The organism is Desulfobacter sp., from assembly GCF_050177295.1.
The window spans coordinates 1-19,321 of record NZ_JBFXHE010000041.1 but is presented as its reverse complement, the minus strand read 5'-3'; the positions used below and the strand labels follow the sequence as shown (position 1 = coordinate 19,321).

Here is a 19,321-nt window from a genome sequence, read left to right as displayed (position 1 = left end):
TATCCTATTGTAAATATTGTCATTTTAAACTATCCTGATAAATTCCAGTATATATAATCATATCATTTACCATTTATGAAATCAAAGCAGAATACCTGGGGGACAAAACTAATTTCATCGTACCAAATTCCGGCTCAATAAAAGGAGATCAGGGATACCCTGATTGATTTCAGCAAAACCACCATGTATGGTTATCATCTATAATCCAAATCTAAGGAGGGCCGTATGGATCGCTTTGAAGCAGAAAAACGGAAATGCAATCGTTATCACCTGCCGATGGATGTGGACGCCGTAATCGGTGATACGCTCATCAAATCAACTGCGCGAAACATATCATGTTCGGGGCTGTTTCTCATTACCCGTTCCCCCGTAAATACCGGTGAAGAGACCTGTGTTGTTTTCTCCCTTCCCACCAGGGACAAGCCCTTAAAATTGAAAGTGAAAAGTGTCAGGGTGGAACCGGATGGCGTTGCCATAGCGTTTCATGGCATGTCGCCTTACTTTGTGCCGTATTTTATTGAAATTCTAAATTCCGGGGACATGACGCCCGGCACGCAACCAGGCCTTTCATTCGGACGGTAGCTCGGCTGAGCTTCCTTTCCGCCGGTGAAGGATAGGTTATGTTCCAAACAATATCCGCCTTTGATTATTGAACAATGGGGCCGTCATCTGTATATTTAAATAAAAAGGAGATGACATATGGAATGCATATCAGAAAAAATATATGAACAAGCTATCAATCTTCCGGTGGATGAACGGCTGATACTTATAGATAAGCTGCTGATTAGTACCAATTTACCGATTCAAAAAGATATTGATCAGGCATGGTCAGATGAAGTTGAACGCCGTTGCCAAGCTCTTGACCGTGGAGAAGCAAAACTTATTCCCGGTGATGAGGTTTTTGAAAAAATCCGGAAGCGATTTTCAAAATGAAATTTGGCTTTCATGAAATTGCTGAAAAAGAATTCATTAATGCCATTGAATATTACGAAGAATGTCAAGCGGGTTTAGGCGAAAGGTTTTCTGAAGAAGTTTACGCCACCATTAAACGAATATGTGAACATCCATATGCCTGGACAGATCTTGACACAAAAACAAGGCGTTGCCTCACCAACAAATTTCCATACGGAATTCTCTATCGGGTGGTTAACAACCATATCAGAATCATGGCAGTCATGCATCTGCATAGAAAACCAGATTACTGGCAGGGCAGATAAAAACAGAACAAAACGCTGCCGCCGGCCCTGGAGTTAGCGGCTTTTTGGATACTCTTGGTTTTCGAAAAGACTTGGCTTCGACAACCGGCTCGACTGAATGCCCTGGTCGGCTAAATTCCCCGTTAACGTTCGTCTTAAAATACCTCTCTTGTCAAAAGTCTTTTTATGACCTATATTGAAACCAATAAAAAGACTTTATATCGAACCAAAGGAGGTGAAAATGGAATCCGTTTTAGCAAACCGTTCAGCAAGCATCTCAGAGCTGAAAAAGAATCCTTCTTCCCTCATCGAGCGGGCAGAAGGTGAGCCAATAGCCATTTTGAACCACAATAAACCGACTGCATATCTTATTCCCGCCGATACATACGAAATGATGCTTGAGCAAATCGAAGATTATGAACTGGGCTTAATCATCAAAGAACGCCAGCATGAAAAAGAGTCTGCCATTGAAGTGAATCTTGATGAGCTATAGCCTTAAATTCCTTCCATCGGCATTAAAGGAGTGGAAAAAGCTTGACCGCCCCTTGCAGACTCAATTTAAGAAAAAACTTGCAGAGCGGCTTGAAAAACCACGAATTATCTCAGCCAAACTTTCTGGATTCGAAAATCATTACAAAATCAAACTGAAAGCAAGCGGTTACCGACTTGTATATGAAGTGGTTGACGCCGAACTAATCGTGTATGTGATAGCTGTTGGAAAACGAGAGAAAAAGGTTGTTTACAAAAAAGCGAAAAACAGGTGAGGATACACTGATCCCACACGAGGTTGTATCCATTGTGATTGACAAAAACTGCAATCTGGTCAAAGCATGGCGGATACACCTGGGTTTTACCCAAGAAGAAATTGCCGCAAAAGCCGGAATCACCCTGGTTGCGCTATCCCAAATTGAAAAGGCAGACAATCATTTAAGGAACAGCACGCTAAACAAGCTTGCCGCCGCAATGAATCTGGCCGTTGACCAGTTGACGGATTAAAATCACGCCGCCGCAACTGGGTGATAAGCTTGGAGGTCATACATCCGTATGAATAAATCATAATAAAAACGGATTCAACGCCTTCAAAGTTGATCCTGTTGAAGCTGCATGAAAAACTATTTGACTCCCAATAATCTTTATGCAATCCTAATTGTGATCGCTCCCCAGTAGATCACAAGACCCTCCATCAAGGAGGGCCAAGATGCACCATCCAGTTTCAAATACCAAAGCAACGAAATCCAGCATGGATTCCCGTTGCTTTTTTATTTCCCGCATCCCGTCACACCGCCGGTTTGCCATTGGCCTCCTTCACGGGCGGCCCGGCGTCCCGGCACCCAAGCTCTCCGCGTCTCCAATGGCGGCGGCATTCATCTGCGCAGGAGATCACCGGGCTTTTTCATTTCCCAAAATCGTAATTCAACAAGGAGTCAGAAAATGAAAAAAGCCGTACGCATTGATCACAGTTCAAATGGCCCGGTCGTAGTTTGTCACCTGACATCAAACATGCTGAAAGCTGATAAGCATGAGATTACCAAGCAAGCTGCAGCCTGTGCCGGGTGGATGAAAACACATTTCAAAAAAGCCCCTGCAATCATTGGGAACTTAGACGATTTTATTAATCGTGGGGTGGTCAGATGATTTACTCAAAGATCCGTGGATATGGCCTGACAGGATACATTCCCCCCCACACCGCAATAAAGGCAAACAGATCTCATGATTAAAGATGCTGCAGGTAACACACCAGCGCCCTTAACAAACTATGAAAGAAAATGGCGCGATAAAATCCGGACCGGAGACCTGAACCAAGGCTATAATCTTCTCCAAAAACGTCAGGCCATGCCGCTTAAGGGAAAAATTGAACTCTCCCTGGAGCGGATTAAAGAGTGGTATGAGGCCTTTGGTGGCCAGGTCGCCGTGAGCTATTCCGGCGGCAAGGACAGCTCTGTCTTACTCCACCTTGCCCGCAAACGATATCCGGATCTGCCGGCAGTATTTTGCAACACCGGACTGGAATATCCGGAAATCCTGCATCTGGTCAAACGCACACCGAACGTCACGGTCCTACGCCCCAAAACACCGTTTCACCGCGTCGTTAAAGATTCCGGTTGGCCGATCATCTCAAAAAAAACAGCACGGGGGTTAAATGTGTTGAGAAACCCGACCGGGCACAATCAAAACATTTGGCGCCTGTATGACCAAGGGATAAACCGATTCGGCCAGCAGTGCAACGGATTCAAAGTTGCCCAACGATGGAGATTCCTTGTTGATGCCCCTTTTAAAATTTCAGACAAGTGCTGTCAGATTATGAAAAAAGACCCCATGGCAAAATACGAATGCGAAACCGGCAGAATGCAAATGGTGGGCATGATGGCCGCCGATTCAAAAGCCCGGGAAAAAATTTACCTTCAAACCGGGTGCAATGCCTATGATGCAAAGCACCCCAGGTCAATGCCGTTGGGTTTCTGGACGGAACAGGACATCATCCAGGCCCTTAAAATGTTTAACATTCCATACGCCAAAGTGTACGGAGATATTCTCCAAAATAGATCCACGGGCCAATTCTATTTTAATGGTGTCCGTTCAACCGGATGCGTTTTCTGCTGTTTCGGACTTCACATGGAGGATAAGCCGAACAGATTCCAGCAACTCAGGATCTCCCATCCTAAATTGTATAAATTCTGTATGGAAAAACTCGGGCTGTCAAATGTCTTGGACTACATCATTGAAAACTGCCCTGACCGGAAAGTGGCCAGCAAATTTGAGTATGGAAAATTCATCAAACAAGAGCAATTGGAATTATTTTAGCAGACAAACCATTGCCAGCATTAGACGGGAGGATAAAAATGACACACCAAGATCTTGCACAAGAATTCCGTGACAAAGAGCCTGGGAGATACCGGGGCGGAGTGGTTGTTATTTTTAACAATCATGTAGCCGGCTGGATGTCTGAACTTCGTGATCCGCAATCATGGGAACCTGGTTGTTTTGCCATTGATGAAGAGGGAAACGAATGGGTGGCCGTTGGCGGGAACCCTTATGACGGGGCGAAGCGCTGGGAACCGGTGAGCCAAAAATAAAAAATGACAGAACAAGATCTGGACATATTAGCTGCCAAGATAGCCTCCAAACTATCTGTCATCCCAAGGTGGATGACTTTGGGACAGGCAACACGATACAGCAATATCGGGAAAGCACGATTAGTGGCCCTTGTCAAAAAAGGGCAAATTCGTGGGTTCCAGGATCAGTCATTAAAAACAAAGCCGTGGCGATTTGATATGAAATCTATTGATGCACATATGGAAATGAAATCAGAACAACAATTTACGGATGAAGACGCAAATAAGATTGCCCTTGATATTTTATCAACCGTGAGGTTATAGATATGAACATTATGGCAAAATCTTTCCATGTCAAAAGCGAAGAAAAAGGCATTAAATATCTCGTATTTAAGCGGGCGACCTCTGGGTATTGGTATATTGAAATAAAAAGAAAGGTCAACAAAAGCCTAAAAACAAAAAATGCCGCCCAGGCAAAAACGATCGCCCAGGCCATGGCCAACGCCCTGGATAAAAAAAAGTTTGTTGTACTCAAGGCCAAGGATGACAAACTGTTGTCGGAATATTTAGAAGATTACATTGATAACCGGTCTGATCTCTCACAAAAAACATTAAAGCAGGACAAAACAGCGATACAGTGCTTTATTGATGTTGTCGGTGATATTAAAGTCAGCATGATAAGGCAAAGTCATATAAATGCTTTCCGAAAAATCCATGAATATTATATTGGCACCGGCAAGAAAAGGGTAATTACAAAAATATCCGTCAACTCTTATCTCCGGCACCTTAAAACATTTTTACGCCAAGCACAGGAGGACGGCCTTTTAATTGATATTCCCAAAATAAAAATGCTCAAAGTTGGTGACACTCTGCCTAAAATTTTAACAGCAGACCAACGCAAAAGACTCTTAAACTATGCATTTAAAAATGATCATAGATTTTACATGATAATGACGTTTGCACTTTTTACCGGGTGCAGGAGAGAAGAAATCATTTCGGCACGTTGGGAAAACTATGATCGGGAATCCGGGTTGTTAACTGTGCGCGGAAAAGGGGATAAGGAAAGGCAGGTCCCAATAATAAAAGAATCTTCATTTGCCATGGGGCACCCCAAAGCGTCAGGGCCGATATTCTGGCAGGTCCATCCTGATACGTACACCCATAAATATCAAGCACTGGCAACAGGTGCTATGGTTTTCGGAACCCGGTTCCATTTTTTGCGACACAGCGCGGCCACCCAGATGCTTGAAAAAGAAATTCCATTGGAAATCATCCAAAAAATATTGGGACACTCAGACATAAAATCCACCCAGATATACGCAAAAGTCCTCAATAAAGAAATGATCTCCCAGATGCAAAAACTATCAAACGGATAACGATTTTGCCATCAATCTTGCCATCAATCGGCCTGAAAGCCCTATAAAATGGACATAGAACAAATTACTCTTAATCAGTAGGTCCGGCGTTCGACCCGCCGATGGCCCACCATCATAAATAAAGTCGATCCGCTTTTAATAAGCGTTTGGGCTTTTTCATTTTTGGAACAAGTTGGCATATTGGAACTGATTTACAACATGTTGTTGTAAAAAATTGGCTCCGTTTAACTATTTTGTTGTTTTATGTCATTCCAATTTTTCAAATGGTTTTCATAATTTTTGAAAACCATGTTAACCTCCAATAATCTTGATTTGTCAGATTTTCAGAGAATCAATTTATTAGGTTATTAGGGAGTTCATAACAAATAATCTACCCAAATTCTAATTAAGACATGACCGTAAATATTGGCACTTGCTTTAAAAGCGGGTATTTTTATTCTTATGAAGTCCCTTAATATATTAAATTTATTCTTAGCGTTCCAACGCAGGAACAATATAAGGAAGAATTATATGAATCGAAACTATCGGGTAGCACTGTTAATATTGACTATTGTTGGATTGGCACTTGCGCTCGCCTTTTTAGGTGGCATTGGTGGTGGGCCAAGGCCATTAGCTTTTTGCACTGCGGCTTCTGGGATAATTACATTTTTTCATTTCATCGCTATCCCTTCTGGCAACACCCAGGAATCACAAAACAAGGATGAGCGATTACGTGCGGCTATTGCCGGTGCCGTAGTTGTTCAATATTTGGTTTTGGTCGGACTAACAGCCTACTTCAATAACAGTACTGCAAAACTCCCGGCTCTCACCGAGTCAATGATCGGCAGCTTTACAGCAATCGTTGGTGTTGTTGTTGTGTTTTATTTCGGATCGTCTGCATACATCGAAGTAAAGCGACAAGGGAAGCAGGACAACGGACAACGCGAAAATAAGATAGGAACGTAAACCGAAGACGCCAAATTATTTGCTAATGTGGGAAACCCTGCAACCCATGTGCCCCACCTCATTTTCTTGTTTTTTAACAGAAATTGAGGAGTAAGGCACTAATAGAGGATGTTGAAATTTTAAGCCTGATTTGTCAAATTAAACGATGATCTCATGTAAAAGGTGGGCCACACCCATCAAAGTGGCCCTATGATTCAGTAACTCTATCAACAATATCATAAGCCCTTGCTTCAAATTTTTTTGTTAAACCATTTTCATCAATCAGTTGTAAAGCTTCTTCAAACATATCCTCTGGCTCAGTATAGCAATCTTCCTTTTTCTTCTTGGCCTGTTCTTTCTTAAATGCTGGTAAGGTGAATTTTTTCATTATCATCTCCGGTTTAAATCAGGGACCAGCACTTGCCTTGGAAGCACTGGTAGCACCTGAAGGATCTACACCTTGTTTTTAATAAAAAACAGCCAACCAAATTGTCAAGTTATCTGGATCGGTTCGGGAGACCTTATGTTTTGTATGTGCCGGAATGTTGAGATAATCTCCTTTATTTAAAACTCGTTCCTTCCCGTTTTCAAACAGGTTAGCCATTCAAAGCCCCAAGATTTAAATTTTGAGAATCAATTTTATCGAAGAATATCCATACCCGGCCAACTCATGCAAGAGAAAAGATTTTTGCTCCCATGCCCTGGGTGTTGACAGGCCGGCCCCTGAGCAGTCTATCATACCCGAGGCCAGCAAGTATTCGATTAGTCCACCAGGATAAACTTGGATTGTTTAGCGGAGCAGATCGGACATTTTTCCGGTGCGGCACCCAGCTCAATGTAACCGCAGACCGGACACAGGTAAAATTCGCTGACATCCAAATCTATGCCGTTTTTAACGGCTTCTATGGCTTTTGTGTAGAGGTTGGCATGCACTTCTTCAGCACCCAGGGCAAATTTAAACATAGTTTTGGCTTTATGGCCGTCTGCCTCCGCCTGTTCCAGCATGGGCGGATACATTTGGGTGAACTCTTCGGTTTCGCCATCAATAGCAGCCTGGAGATTTTCGGCGGTTGACGCGATCATACCCAAGGCAGCCAAGTGCCCCTCGGCATGAATCCGTTCTGCTTCGGCAGTAGTTTTAAACAGTTTTGCAATATTTTTGAACCCTTCTTTTTCGGCTTTTTTGGCAAAAGCCCTGTATTTCTGATTGGCCTGACTTTCACCTGCAAACGCCTCTTTTAGATTGTCATTGGTTGTTGCCATAATTTCCTCCCTTTATTTAATTTAATGAATTGATGAAAAAAGCTGAATTTATTTGTATCGCATTTTGCGTTTTTACTATTGTTTTAATTTTTTATCAATATCAATAAGTTGAAGGAGGGGCGAATTTGCCACCTATCCTCTTATTTCATTATGGGGGGTGACACGTTGGCCTTGATCATCCTTTGGCCAATTTTGATTCTCGAATCATGAATACTTATCGAAATACCTTTAACGGCAGTGGGTTATGAATTTGGACAATGCCCCAAATTCTCAAGTGGCCAAAACGATGTTCAAGGCCTGAATTTATTCTTGCGAAATAAATGTGGATTGGTTATAGTTTGACAAATTAGGCATGCATCCCCGGATCTATTTCTTATTTTCGGGTCTTCTGAGGGACCCGGCTCCTACGAACGGGGCAAATGCTGTGACGTTCACAAAAAAATTGTCATGCGAGGTAATATGACCGAAAAAACGCAGGAACAAGAAGAAAAAAAGACTACCGAAGCCCCCGAGCCGATTGATCCGGCATCGGAGGAAATCACCAAACTCATTCGCAGACGTGCCAACTACGCTGCCGGCGTCGGCCTTCTGGGATTACCTTTTATTAACTTTGCCGGAGTTACCGCCATTCAAGTCGGGCTGGTTAAAAGTCTTTGTACCAAGTATGGCAAAACCTTCAGCGAGACTGCTGCTCGAAATATCATATCCGGCCTGCTTTCGAGCGGGGCGGTTACCCTGGCATCTCCAGCCGTCGGAGGCGTTGCTTTAGCCATTCCCCTGGTGGGGTTTCCCTTGGCCGTTGCCACAACACCAGTGCTGAACGGGGTAACTACCTACGCACTGGGGCACGTGTTTGCCACACATTTTGCCCAGGGTGGTTCCCTTGTCGGGACGGCGGCAGGTGAGCTTTCGGACAGCTTTAAATCCGCTGTTCACGTTGCCAGACAAAAAATGGCAAACGTGATTGCCGGAAAACAGGGAACACCTGAAGCAGCCTAAGCCGGCGTTTAGGCCCCGGACTGTTTTTAATTTGGTCTGAAATTTAAATTATACCTGATTTTTCATCAGGTCCTGGGTGTGGGAGGTAGTCCTAAGGTATCGAACCCCTAAGGTATCCTACCATAGACCGGACCAGATTTCCCTGGGTTGCATTTCCCATTCCCATTCTCCCGGAAAATCGCTGCCCGAATTCAGGGAATACAGGTTACTGGCAATGGTGATCTGTGCGTATCTGTATGTCCAGGGAATGGGGCAACATATTCATCTTTCTTAAGTTTGGGTAAACGGAACCAATGACTTCCTGTGTTGACGATATGACATTCACGTTTCTGTCCGGAATTTCTTTTTTGGAACAGTTTTACACCTGTGCGGTAAATTACCCAAACCGACCTGCGGTCAGGGATGACCGGCAGCAGCTGACCTTTAAGGCGCTGGACCGGCGCTCGTGCCTGGTCGCCGGGCGTCTCAGGACTTTGGGCCTGGGGGAAAGCACCGCGCCTGAATATTACGACATCGGCTATCCGGAAAGGGCAGGGGTGTCCCCCTGGGTCATGGTATTGACCGGCAGAACCGTTGATGTAGCCGTGGGCATTCTTTCGGTGCTCCGGGCAGGCGGGGCCTATATCTGCGTACCCGGAGACGCGCCTCTGGCCTACATCCGCCAGATTGCGGAAACAGCCAAAGTAACGGCGGTACTGACCTCTGGTTCTGGGAACCAAGGCCTGGAGAATATCCCCTGCATCGACCTGACCGCCCCCCTTACCGATCAGGGGCTGCACAACCAGGCGTTTTCAGACCCTTCCGGCGCATGGGACCGGTTTATTCCCCATCCACGGGATATGGCCACCGCCATTTTTACCTCCGGCTCAACCGGCCGGCCCAAGGGGGTGGTGCTGGAGCACCAGGCTATCTCCGCCATGCTGGCCTGGCAGAAATCATACATGGATCTTCCCCCCGGATCACACACCGCAGCCTTTGCGCCCTTGGGGTTTATTGCTGCGCCCTGGGAGCTGCTTTTTCCCCTGGCCTCGGGCATGACCCTGCATATTTTGAGCGAGCAGGTGCGACGGGATCCCCTGGCCCTGGAAACCTATTTTGAACGTCACGGGATCCGGTACGTGTTTCTGTCTCCGGATATGGCGGAAATGTTCAGCCACAATTGCCGCGGACAGTCCCTGAAATATGTCCGGGTGGCGGGCGGTCCCCTGCGCTCCTGTTCCCGCACCTCCTACGAGATTCTGTACTCCCTGGGCATGTCTGAAAACGGCGGCTCTGTCACATTTTTATCCATCCAAAAAGCATATGAATCCGATATCCCCCTGGGCGGGGCATTCGGCCCTTCCCACATCTATCTCCTGGATGATCAAAACAATATGGCCGGCCCGGGTGAGATAGGGAGAATGGCGGTGAGCTCCCCGTCCCTGGCCAGGGGATACCTCGGGATGCCTGATCAGACCCGGGACTGTTTCATCGCCAATCCCTTTACCCATGTCCGGCCCTCGGTTTATACGCGCCCGTTGACAGATCCGGGCTCGTCCCACGGCATGGACACTTCTGCCTACAACCGTCTTTATCTGTCCGGGGACCTGGCCCGCCTGGATGAAAACGGAATGCTGGTCCATTGCGGGCGCAGTGATTTTGTCGTAAAAATTCGGGGGATGCGGGTGGATCCGGGCCATGTGGAAGCGGTATTGGCCAGCTGCGACGGCGTGCGGGAGTGTGTGGTGGCTGCCCAGAAAGCAGCGGATCAGGTGGTCCTATGGGCCTGGGCCGCTGGAGATAACCTGGACGCCCAGGCCCTGAAATCCCGGCTGGCAGCCCTTGTGCCCGATTACATGGTGCCGGACCGGATTAAAATTATGCAGGCTCTGCCACGGGGGGTCCACGGCAAAATTCAGCGCTCCCGGCTCCCGCAAATCCCGGCGGAAAACATGGCATCTGCGGACGTCCCTGATCCGGAGAATCCGGTGCCCGGCCATGATCCCCGCCTGGAACGCCTGTGTGACATTTTTGCAAAAAAACTACTGGTTTCCCGCGTCACCCCTTTGGACAATTTCTTTGCCCTGGGGGGAGATTCCCTGAAACTTGCAGGGCTACAGCTCATGCTGCGCAGCGAATTTTCGGTTGATCTGCCCTATGGGAAAATTTTTCGCAGACCCTGGCCGTCGGCAGTTCTTGAAATGATGGACCTGGCCGGGAATGGGGCCGGCATATCGCGTATCCCTGCCTCCCCGCCCCGGGACCGGTACCCCCTGACCATGCCCATGCGGCAGATGTACCTGCTGTGGCGCCTGGGCCGGGATCCCCGGGCTTACGAAGTAGATACCTGCATGATGGTGGAAGGGGATGTGGACGGCTGTCGGCTGGAGCAGGCCTTTGCCAGACTGGTGGCCCAGGAGCCTCTCCTGCGCTCCAGATTCATTGAAAAGGACGGGGAGCCGTTCTGGGTGATTGACGATAACGATAGCGTGACCTATGATTTTGTGTTCTACAGTGCGCCGGATCCGGAACAGGCCCGCCTGCTGTGGGAAAAACTCAGCCTTGCCCGGCCGGCCATAGATTTGTCCCGGTCTCCTCTCTTTTACGTGGTCTGTATCGAAATCAATTCCCGTTGCAGTTTTCTGGGACTGACAACCCATCATATCCTCGTGGATGCGGCGTCGTCCCGCCTTCTGGTGGATGCCTGGTGGGACTTGTACACGGTTGGAAAAATCCATGATCCCGGAGGCGGTCAGACCGTTCCAATGACGGATTATGTGCTTTGGGACCGTGCCCGGCAGGACAGCCAGGGACTTAAAACATCTGAACGCTTCTGGCAGGAACGGTTGAGCCCCCTTCCGCCGCCCCTGGATCTCTCGGGCGCTGCCTCCCCCAGGCCCTCTGCCCTGACAGGGGGCAGTGCCGTTGCCCGGGTAGTCCTGGGAAAAGAGGACCGGTCCGCCCTGGCAAAACTGGCCGATGTTTACCAGGTAAGCGTATTCCAGACACTGCTGGCGGTCTGGGCCGCATTTATTTCCCGCCAGGCAGCCGTTACCCAAGGGTTTGGCGAAATCGTGATGGGCGTGCCCTTTGCCGGAAGGGACCATCCCGCTCTCCAGTTCTGCAAGGGGATGTTTGTAAGGACACTGCCCCTGCGTTTCCGGCCGAAACCGGACGGATCCCAGCCATTTTCAGACTGGCTCCGCCAGGTCCGGGAAAGCTTTCTGGATGCCTGGGAACACCAGGCCTGCTCCCTTGAGCGGATTGTGCAGCTGGTCAGGCCCCTCCGGATTCCGGGGCGCAGTCCCCTGTTCGACGTGATGATCAACCGGCTTCCCCAGCCCCGCCCCTTCCCGGTGTTCAGGTCAACGGACCAGGAAGTCTCCGCCAGGATCGTTCCCGGGTTCAACCGTCCCACGGCCATCTTCGACATAATCCTGGAAATCCGGGAGGGCCGGGAACAGATTTTTCTGGAACTGACCTATGCCAGAGATCTGTTCCAGCCCGGTCTGATGAAAACCTGGGCGGACGCAGTGGCTGCAGTTGTCCGAACGGCCTGCGCCGATCCCGGCAGGCCTATAGGAGAACTGCCCTGGCCTTCGGACCGAATCCTGGCTGAATTTAAACCGGCAGAGAGCGATGACGATCCGCACATCCCGCCGTTTTCCTATGATGCAGACTGGGCCGGGGATGATATGGCGACACAGGCCCTGATCACTGCATGGCAGGAGGTTCTGGGCGTTTCCATGGCCGGGCCGGCGGACGATTTCTTTGCGCTGGGGGGGGATTCCATTACTGCCATGCGCCTGGAGGCGGAACTTTTCAAGGCAGGATGGTACCTGCCGGCCACCACAATCTATGAGCAGGCCCGGCTGGGTGAGTTGATACAAATGATGGAACCTGCAAACGCTTTTGATGACGAGGACGATGAATTTGCCTGATATCCCCGGCCGGTTCTCCCTGACCCCCATGCAGGAGGGGATGATCTTTGACTCCATGGCATCGACATCGTCTGCGGCATCCGGACACAAGTCCGGTCCCCGATACCTCTCACTGATCCATTTCAGGCTTCCCCGTCCCTGTGATCCTGGGGCCCTTGGCCGGCGCTGGCATGGGCTTGCCCAAACCCATCCGGCCCTGCGCACCCGGTTTTTTCTGGATAACCACGGGAACCTGACCCAGGCCTTTCCCAAAGACCATCTTCCCGGGTTCAGCTGCCAGGATCTCTCCGGTCGCAGTGCCGAAAATCAGGACCGGGCCATTGACGATTATCTTGAAGCGGTCCGCACAACAGGGATAGACCCCTTTGCCGGTCCCCTGTGCCGGCTGGTCCTGTTTGACAGAGGCGGCGGGCAGGGTGCGGGTATCCGGGATATGGGAATCATTTTCCACCACGCCGTGCTGGACGGCTGGAGCCTGTCCATCCTGATGGCGCAACTTCTGGCCCAGGAGGCGCCCGGGGACAAAGGGGTGCCCTTTAGCCGGTATCTCCGGTTCCTGTCAAAGCGGGACATTCAGTCGGATCTTGCCTATTGGCAGGCCAGACTTGACGGCGCCGGGGCAGGCTGCCGGCTCCCCGGCCAGGTTCCAGGCCCGATTTCGGGTCAAGGAACGGACACCATCCCATCGGACCCCGCACACCACCGGTTTTCTCTGGGGGAAAGCACGGGTCTGTATGGTCTGGCCCGGCAACTGCGCATCTCTCCGGGGCGCCTGCTCCAGGCCTTGTGGGCCCTGCTGCTGTGCCGGTACAACGGCGGGCAGGCCGTGTTCGGCCATGTGATCACCGGCCGCATGGGAACAGTGCCCGGGGTGATGGGAATGGTGGGGATGTGTGTCAATACCATTCCGGCCCGGCTGGACCTGCACGAAGAAAAGGCTTTTTCCGCCTGGATCAGGGAATGGGATACCCTGGTATCGGCGGATGAGCGCCACGGATTTACCTCCCCCACCGCGTTGAACAAGATAGTACCCAACTATGCTGATCTTCTCTTTGTGGCTGATCCTGCCCGCCCGGCACACGGTCCTGAGTGGGTCCGGGGATACGGGGAGGCTGTGGCAGGATTTACAGCCGGTTTCGAACTGGGAGAAACGATTGAAGCCTGCTTTTCCTACGATTCCCGCAAATACCCGGTCCGGGCTATAGCACGCACGGCCGCCCATTTCTGCAACATCCTGGCCGCTGTCATTCAGAACCCGGATACCGGTCTGAAAGATATCTCTTTTCTTCCGGATCAAGAGGCGGCCCTGTTGCTGGCCAGCGATCCGCCTTTGCCGGCGGCCGCTAACACCCTGGCAACGCTCTGGCGGACGGCGGCGGCGATCCATTCAGGGAAAACTGCCCTGGTCTGGGGAAGCACCCGCATGACCTACGCAGCGCTGGCAGGCCGTGTGGACGCCCTGGCTGATGCCCTGGCCGGCCAGGGCGTGGTGCCGGGCGATCTGGTGGCCTTTAAGCTTAACCGATCCCACCGGATAGCCATTGCGGCCCTGGCTGTACTCCAGGCGGGAGCAGCCTACCTGCCCCTTGCCCCGGAGTGGCCAGCCGACCGGATCAGGCAGATTCTGGCCGATACCCATCCGGCCCTGGTGCTGGACGACGACACCGTTGACCGGCTCGGGCATGTGCCGGCCGCCGGGAAAAAAGAGACGGCATCCCCATCTCCCTGTCCAGAGAATCCGGCTTATATCATCATGACCTCCGGCACCACAGGACGCCCCAAGGGCGTGGTGGTGGAACACCGGAATGCCGTGGCGTTCTGCACCTGGGCCATGGACCGGTACCAGTGGGGGCCGGGCATGAGCGCCGCCATCCAGACCGAATTCGCCTATGACGTGGCCATCTGGGGGCTCTACCCGGCCCTGTTCAGCGGCGGCACCGTCCATATCCTGGAACAGGAGCTCCGGCATACCCTTCACCGGATAAGGGATTACCTGGTCCGGGAAAATATTACCCATATGGATCTGCCTGTTGCCATGGCCGAGGAATTTATGGACAGATTCCCCGGCACCAAGGCCCCCCCTGCCCTGCGCTTCCTGGCCACGGGCGGGGATGCCATTGGCCGCTATACCAAAGTGCCTTACACGGTTGTCAACGAGTACGGCCCCACGGAATGCACGGTAACCTGTACCTCATATACTCTGTCCCGGGACATGACGCCCATCCCCATCGGCCGGCCCCTTCCCGGAATGCGGGCCTTTATTCTGGACCGGATGGGCCGGCTCGCCCCCCTGGGCGTGCCGGGAGAACTCTGTTTTTCAGGGAGCCAGGTGGTCCGGGGATATCTGGGAGACGCCCGGCTCACCGCTGAAAAATTCACAGATAATCCCTTTTTTGACCCGGACCGGGATGATCCTGAACACAGACGCCTTTACCGCACCGGTGACCTGGCCTGCTGGCAGGCGGCTCCGGACCATGACCGGGGTGATCTGATCTTCCTGGGCCGCATGGACCACCAGGTCAAAGTAAGGGGATTTCGGGTGGAACTGGGGGAAATTGAAAGCGTGCTCCAATCCCATCCCGGGATACACAGGGCTGTGGCAGCACTGCGGGCCCCGGCATCCGGCAGCGAAAAGCGTCTGACCGCATGGGTGGTCTGCCCCTCCGGCAAGTTCCGGAAAGAGGAGATCCTTGGCTTTCTCTCGGAGAAACTGCCGTCCCATATGCACCCTGCACTCATCCGGATAGACGCGCTGCCGCTGACCCCCGGCGGCAAGATAGACCTTCGTGCCCTTCCGGTGCCGGATGGCCGGGCCCCAGACCTTCCGGCCGCACCGCCTGATACGCCGGCCGAAAAAATACTCATGGCTACCCTGGCGGATCTGCTGCCTGGAATGGATGTCAATGTGCTGCTGGGCTTTCTGGCGGCGGGCGGGGATTCCATCAACGCCATCCGTCTGGCTGCCCGGCTGGAAAGTCTGGGGTGGCGGGTTGCCCTCAGGGATATCATGGCCAGCCCCACCCTCAGGGCCCTGGCGGAAAAAATGAAGGCCCCGGATACGGAAAACGCCCCGAATGACGAAGGGGCCGAAGACAAACCCGGGCCCCTTCCCCTTCCCGATACCGGATTTTCCAGGGCCATGGAAGCAGCCTGGGGCAAGGACACAATCCTCCTTCCGCCCACGCCTACCCAGATAATGCTGCTGACCCAGGTCGCCATGTCCGGGCCGGACACCTATGCCGTGACAGGACATTACAGGCTGCCGGACACGGCCCCGTCCCCGGAAGAGATCCGCAACCGCCTGGTATCGGCCATGGAACACCACGACATCCTGCGGGCCGGCTTTGTCCTGGATGGGGACGGAGGATACTGGATGGTCGTCCCGCCCAGGATGCAAATCCCCTTTGTTTATCATGATCATGCGCACCCGGAGAATATCAGATCCCGGCTCCTGGACCGGCTGGCAGAAATGAAAACCGGACTGGACCCCTCTAAGCCCCCCCTGATCCGCCTGGAAATTTTCAGAATGGCCGAGGGACACCTGGAGATGCTGCTTCACTACCACCACCTGATCCTGGACGGCTGGAGCCTGGGTGTCCTGTTTGACGAACTTTTTGGCCGTGTGCCCGGGCCGCCTGGGCCGGTTCTCTGTTTCGGGGAATATCTTCAATGGATTCACGCCCGAATTTCCCGGCATGGGGAGGGCAAAGACAAAACATCCGGCAAGGGGATTTCTGCCGGTTTCTGGGATGAGAAGTTTCCAGCCCATGCCCGGCCGGCAGACCTCCCTGTTTTGCCGACCCAGGAAGCTGCCGATGCAGATCCTGCCGTTTCAGACCTGACCCAAACCCTGCCGCTGCTTTCCTCTGGTGAATTCATGGACTGCAAGGCGGCTGCCCGGAAGGCAGGGGTCACGCCTGCGGCATTCTTCATGGCTATGTGGGTGCTCGTTCTGACGCGCTATAACGACTGTCCGGAAGAGGGGCCGATGATGCTGGGATTTGTATCCGCCGGCCGGCCGCCCCTGCCCGGTATAGAGTCCCTGGTGGGCATGTGCGCCAGGACCCTCCCGCTGGCCCTTCCCCTGGCCGGCGATCAATCTTTTGCATGCTTTGCCTCGGCCGTCCAGGAGGAGATGGATCAGGTTCAGGCCCGGTATGACGTGCCTGACACCATGGCCGGCCGTCTGCCCCGCCACCTCTTTTCCTTTGAGGCCGTGGGAGAGGATAACGGGCATTTTCCCCGCCCCTTATCTGCCCATGGCAGCGACGGCTACGACCTGGTGATCCTGTTCCGGGACGGCGGGGCCGATTCCGGGGTCGGATTCCGCTTCCATTCCCGGGCCGTACCGCCGGCCCTGGCTGACAAGCTCAAGGCACAGTTCCTGGCCATGGTCAGACGGGTGCTGAAGAACCCGGACCGGCCTGCCGGAGTCATCTCCCGCCTCCCGGCGGAACAGATCCGGCAGCTTACAGAACAATTCGGCCGGGGCAAACATCTGGCCGTTAATTTTCCCACGGCGGTTCATGCCTTCCGCGCCGCTGCCAAACGATATCCGGACCAGGCGGCCACAGTCCGTGACACGGTCTGCCTGACTTACGGACAGCTTGATGACCGGACCGATGCCCTGGCCCGCCGGTTGACAGCCATGGGGGCGAACCGGGGCTGCGTGGTCGGGGCTGTCATGTCCCGGAGCCTTGCCGGAGCCGCCGTACCCCTGGGGATCATGAAAGCCGGGGCCGCTTATCTGCCCCTGGCACCGGACTGGCCGGTTTCCCGAATCAACGACATGCTGGCGTTCACCAATGCCTGCGCCCTGGTGACGGACTGCCTGGCACCCGCGGATATTTCCCTTCCGGCCCTGATCCTGACAAAGAATTTTGACGCTCTGGAACCCGAAGGAGACGCCCCGCTTTTACCGGAGCCATCCCCGGCGGATCTGGCCTATGTCATCTGTACCTCCGGTACCACCGGCCGCCCCAAGGCAACGGCAGTACCCCACAGGGCCCTGGCGAACCAGGTCGCGTGGACCCTGGACAGGTTCGGGCCGTGCCCCCATGACCGGATCCTTCACACCATGGCCTTCTCATTTGATCCCTCTTTGTGGCTGCTCTTCCCCTTCTGGGCCGGCGGCGCCTGCGTGCACATGGCGCCGGGGGAACTGCTCGTGGACAGCGCCGCCCTGATGGCAGCCCTCCACCGCTTTGGCATCACCCGTTTAGCCCTGCCCACCCGGGTGGGGGATCTGCTTTTTGACCATGCCCGAAGGGTCTCGGCCGGAAAGCACACAGGGCACGGCGGATTTCCCCGATCCCTGGTCTCCCTGGCTGTGGGCGGCGAATCACCCCAAAGGCTTATGCCGGTGGATTTTGAAGTGATTAACGCCTACGGCCCTACAGAAGCCTGTATTCAGGTAACCACCTGTCCCGTGTCAACGCTTTCCGGTGCCAGCCGCATCATCGGGCGTCCTTTGGCCAATGTCCAGGTCTATGTGGTGGACGCAGGACTTGGGCTCTGTCCGCTGGGGGTGGCGGGGGAACTCTGTATTTCCGGCCCCCAGCTGGCCGCAGGATACCTGGGCATGCCCGGGGAAACAAGCCAGGTCTTCCTGGATAATCCATTTTCTAACCATCCGGAATTTAATCAGATTTACAGAACCGGGGACCGGGTTCGCTGGCTTCCGGACGGAAATCTGGAATTTTTAGGACGCACAGACGACCAGGTCAAGATCCGGGGGTACCGGATTGAAATTGAAGAGGTCCGCCAGGTATTGATCACCGCGCCAGGGATCCGGGATGCCCATGTGCTGGTCGTAAACGACCGGACCGGTCAGCCCGGCCGTCTGGATGCCTATTATATTCCCCAGGATCCCCCCGCCACCCGGGACCAGATCAAGGCGTTTATGGGGTCCCGCCTGCCGGCGTATATGGTACCGTCCTCATTTACAGCGGTCCGGCAGTGGCCGTTGAACGCCCACGGCAAGCTGGACCGGAACCGCCTGCCGTCACCGCATCTTGAAGCCGTGTCAGGCACCCCGCCCCAGACCGAGGCGGAAAAAATCCTGGCCCGTTCCTGGGAGGCGGTTCTGGGCATTTCAAACATCTGCCGGGAAGACAGCTTCTTTGACCTGGGGGGGCATTCCCTGCAAGTTCTCAAGGTCATGGGACACATGGCCGGCACCCATTTTATTGAAATTCAGGATTTTTTTAAAACCCCGAAACTCTCAGATCTGGCAGCCCGCATGAGACCGGTAGAACCGGGCGCGGTCCATGGGGGAAACGGGAGGCCAGACCCAGTTGTGCATACAGGACATCATCAGGACGCCGGGGAAGACCCGCATTACCAGGCCCTTATGGATAGTGCGGCCCGTCTTTCAAAAGCCAGTCCCCTCCCGCTGCACACAATTATGATCACCGGGGCCACAGGCTATCTCGGCGCATTTCTTTTAAAAGCGTACCAGGACCGGACAAGGGCTACAATTCTGGTGCCGGAAAGGGGCGAAAAAGATCCTTGGCAGCGGATGCATACAAGCCTTGCCTTTTATTTCGGCAGGGCGGACGCTGAACGTATGCTGGACCGAAAACGCATCA

18 protein-coding genes are annotated in these 19,321 nt (G+C 52.8%); 16 read left to right on the top strand and 2 right to left on the bottom strand.

All coding sequences use genetic code 11. From position 1 onward, the window contains the following. Positions 1-225: 225 nt before the first annotated feature. From AB7U36_RS05355 to AB7U36_RS05295, 13 genes are all read left to right on the top strand, one after another. Positions 226-582: a PilZ domain-containing protein gene (locus AB7U36_RS05355; protein WP_428158760.1), complete on the top strand. Its 357-nt coding sequence runs from the start codon at positions 226-228 to the stop codon at positions 580-582. 117 nt (positions 583-699) lie between these two features. Beyond that, positions 700-933 carry an addiction module protein gene (locus tag AB7U36_RS05350; protein ID WP_428158759.1) on the top strand — a complete coding sequence of 78 codons (234 nt, stop codon included), beginning with the start codon at positions 700-702 and terminating at the stop codon, positions 931-933. Then, positions 930-1,217, top strand: a complete 288-nt coding sequence (locus AB7U36_RS05345; RefSeq protein ID WP_428158758.1) for a type II toxin-antitoxin system RelE/ParE family toxin — start codon at positions 930-932, stop codon at positions 1,215-1,217. The genes AB7U36_RS05350 and AB7U36_RS05345 overlap by 4 nt, the downstream gene beginning before the upstream one ends. Before the next feature lie 220 nt (positions 1,218-1,437). Further along, positions 1,438-1,689, top strand: coding sequence for a type II toxin-antitoxin system Phd/YefM family antitoxin (locus tag AB7U36_RS05340; RefSeq protein WP_428158757.1), 252 nt, complete (start codon positions 1,438-1,440; stop codon positions 1,687-1,689). Then, positions 1,679-1,960: a type II toxin-antitoxin system RelE family toxin gene (locus tag AB7U36_RS05335; RefSeq protein ID WP_428158756.1), complete on the top strand. Its 282-nt coding sequence runs from the start codon at positions 1,679-1,681 to the stop codon at positions 1,958-1,960. The genes AB7U36_RS05340 and AB7U36_RS05335 overlap by 11 nt, the downstream gene beginning before the upstream one ends. Further along, positions 1,932-2,192, top strand: coding sequence for a helix-turn-helix domain-containing protein (locus tag AB7U36_RS05330; RefSeq protein ID WP_428158755.1), 261 nt, complete (start codon positions 1,932-1,934; stop codon positions 2,190-2,192). Before AB7U36_RS05335 ends, AB7U36_RS05330 begins: the two co-directional genes overlap by 29 nt. A 202-nt stretch (positions 2,193-2,394) precedes the next feature. Next, on the top strand, positions 2,395-2,631 hold the full coding sequence (locus AB7U36_RS05325) for a hypothetical protein (protein WP_428158754.1): 237 nt from the start codon (positions 2,395-2,397) through the stop codon (positions 2,629-2,631). Continuing rightward, a complete protein-coding gene (locus AB7U36_RS05320; RefSeq protein WP_428158753.1) occupies positions 2,628-2,831 on the top strand; it encodes a hypothetical protein in 204 nt (67 codons plus the stop codon). The genes AB7U36_RS05325 and AB7U36_RS05320 overlap by 4 nt, the downstream gene beginning before the upstream one ends. A 75-nt stretch (positions 2,832-2,906) precedes the next feature. Further along, complete coding sequence (locus tag AB7U36_RS05315) at positions 2,907-3,998, top strand: phosphoadenosine phosphosulfate reductase family protein (RefSeq protein ID WP_428158752.1); 1,092 nt, start codon at positions 2,907-2,909, stop codon at positions 3,996-3,998. Positions 3,999-4,036: 38 nt separating this feature from the next. After that, positions 4,037-4,270: a hypothetical protein gene (locus AB7U36_RS05310; protein WP_428158751.1), complete on the top strand. Its 234-nt coding sequence runs from the start codon at positions 4,037-4,039 to the stop codon at positions 4,268-4,270. A 3-nt stretch (positions 4,271-4,273) separates the two neighbouring features. Further along, positions 4,274-4,573: a hypothetical protein gene (locus tag AB7U36_RS05305; RefSeq protein ID WP_428158750.1), complete on the top strand. Its 300-nt coding sequence runs from the start codon at positions 4,274-4,276 to the stop codon at positions 4,571-4,573. A gap of 2 nt (positions 4,574-4,575) precedes the next feature. Next, positions 4,576-5,625, top strand: a complete 1,050-nt coding sequence (locus AB7U36_RS05300) for a tyrosine-type recombinase/integrase (RefSeq protein WP_428158749.1) — start codon at positions 4,576-4,578, stop codon at positions 5,623-5,625. Between the two features lie 510 nt (positions 5,626-6,135). Further along, positions 6,136-6,570, top strand: coding sequence for a hypothetical protein (locus AB7U36_RS05295; RefSeq protein ID WP_428158748.1), 435 nt, complete (start codon positions 6,136-6,138; stop codon positions 6,568-6,570). A gap of 187 nt (positions 6,571-6,757) precedes the next feature. Here the strand turns inward: AB7U36_RS05295 and AB7U36_RS05290 are convergent, their stop codons facing one another. Together AB7U36_RS05290 and AB7U36_RS05285 are read right to left on the bottom strand one after the other, a co-directional pair. Next, positions 6,758-6,937 (bottom strand): hypothetical protein, encoded by a 180-nt coding sequence (locus AB7U36_RS05290; protein ID WP_428158747.1) that lies wholly within the window; start codon positions 6,935-6,937, stop codon positions 6,758-6,760. A gap of 374 nt (positions 6,938-7,311) precedes the next feature. Further along, positions 7,312-7,812 carry a rubrerythrin family protein gene (locus AB7U36_RS05285; protein WP_428158746.1) on the bottom strand — a complete coding sequence of 167 codons (501 nt, stop codon included), beginning with the start codon at positions 7,810-7,812 and terminating at the stop codon, positions 7,312-7,314. A 459-nt stretch (positions 7,813-8,271) separates the two neighbouring features. Here AB7U36_RS05285 and AB7U36_RS05280 point away from each other — a divergent pair, with 459 nt between their 5' ends. The 3 genes from AB7U36_RS05280 to AB7U36_RS05270 all read left to right on the top strand — a co-directional run. Continuing rightward, on the top strand, positions 8,272-8,811 hold the full coding sequence (locus AB7U36_RS05280) for a DUF697 domain-containing protein (RefSeq protein WP_428158745.1): 540 nt from the start codon (positions 8,272-8,274) through the stop codon (positions 8,809-8,811). Between the two features lie 314 nt (positions 8,812-9,125). Continuing rightward, entirely contained in the window at positions 9,126-12,731 is a 3,606-nt protein-coding gene (locus AB7U36_RS05275; RefSeq protein WP_428158744.1) for a condensation domain-containing protein, read from the top strand. After that, a partial coding sequence (locus AB7U36_RS05270) for an amino acid adenylation domain-containing protein (protein ID WP_428158743.1) occupies positions 12,724-19,321 on the top strand: 6,598 nt, incomplete at its 3' end. The genes AB7U36_RS05275 and AB7U36_RS05270, both read left to right, overlap by 8 nt.